Source organism: Fructobacillus tropaeoli (assembly GCF_001047135.2).
Classification (GTDB): domain Bacteria; phylum Bacillota; class Bacilli; order Lactobacillales; family Lactobacillaceae; genus Fructobacillus; species Fructobacillus tropaeoli.
This window is the reverse complement of sequence record NZ_DF968128.1, coordinates 1-1,120: the sequence shown is the minus strand read 5'-3', so window position 1 is coordinate 1,120 and position 1,120 is coordinate 1. Positions and strand designations below refer to the sequence as shown.

Annotated in this window: 2 protein-coding genes; both read left to right on the top strand. The window is 40.8% G+C overall.

The genetic code is table 11. From position 1 onward, the window contains the following. Positions 1–54 precede the first annotated feature (54 nt). Positions 55–732: a putative HNHc nuclease gene (locus tag AOQ32_RS08325; RefSeq protein ID WP_059394393.1), complete on the top strand. Its 678-nt coding sequence runs from the start codon at positions 55–57 to the stop codon at positions 730–732. 20 nt (positions 733–752) lie between these two features. Further along, positions 753–1,120: hypothetical protein (locus tag AOQ32_RS08320; RefSeq protein ID WP_148666548.1), on the top strand; the 368-nt coding region annotated here is incomplete at its 3' end.

Here is a 1,120-nt window from a genome sequence, read left to right as displayed (position 1 = left end):
ACAACTTATCAAAAATTGTGGCGGTTCGCTTATTACGATGAGTGAGGTGCCTGAATGGAAATCACAGGTAAATTACTAAGTAGGCGAGGCAACGTGGTCACAATTGAATTAGCTGAGCCAGAGAAGCTCGTAGAACTCGATAAATTTGGTTCGAGTGTAGTTAGCCTGCTTTTCACAGACGGTCGCTCTGTGAGCCCTAAACAGCGTAAATTTGCTAGGGCGATTATGCGAGATATTGCCAACGCTGCAATCGGTGGAAGTGATGCTGATTATGAACAGCGCATATACGATCGATTCAAGTCTGATATGTCTACTTACTATGGCATTGAAGATTTCAGCATGTCCGATTCCAAAGGTAACATGTCCGACACTAATGTGCTGATTAATATGCTCTTGGAATTCTGCTTAATGCACAATGTACCACTTAGCAGACGGCCATTAGACCACTTGGACGACCCTGCAATTGCTCGTTATGAGTATGCCTGCCTGATAAACAAGCGGTGCGTGATTTGCGGAATTAAGGCGGACCATCACCATATAACGGGAAGCAAAGTCGGCATGGGAAATGACCGCACGAAGATTAACCATAGGGGACGGCGTTTGATTGCGCTATGTCGCCAGCACCATGATTTGTTTCACCACGAAGAAAAAGAACGAATGGCTGAATATCATTTGCAGGGCGTGCCTGTGGACGAAAAAATCGCACAGATTTATCACTTGAATTACTGGTAATAGAAATTGGTATAGGTAATATGTTTAGAAAATTAGAACCTGATAGCGAATTGGGAAAACAAGTTTCTACGTTTATTTCAAAAAATAAAGAGGGACAACTCATGACTAAAAAATTCACTGAAGAAGAATATCAGAAGATTGCTGATTGCTTCGATAAGGTAAACAAAAAATACAATATGGGATTGATGAATCCTAATGTGCTAAGTCAAATTGCAGATGAGCTGTTTGGAAAATTTAATTTTATCGACGATTGGGAAGGGATTTTTGCGATTGCTAATCCAGCTACTCGTGATGAGGCGCATGAGAAGTTTGTTGAGAAGGAAAATAAGTATTACTGGAAAAGCAAGAAACAGTATGGTGGAAGATTTAAAGTTTTGGTTAAAAGCTC

What these genes read in the sequence shown, in the direction of transcription:
- AOQ32_RS08325 (WP_059394393.1), top strand. Translation starts at nt 55, where the DNA reads ATGGAAATCACAGGTAAATTACTAAGTAGGCGAGGCAACGTGGTCACA.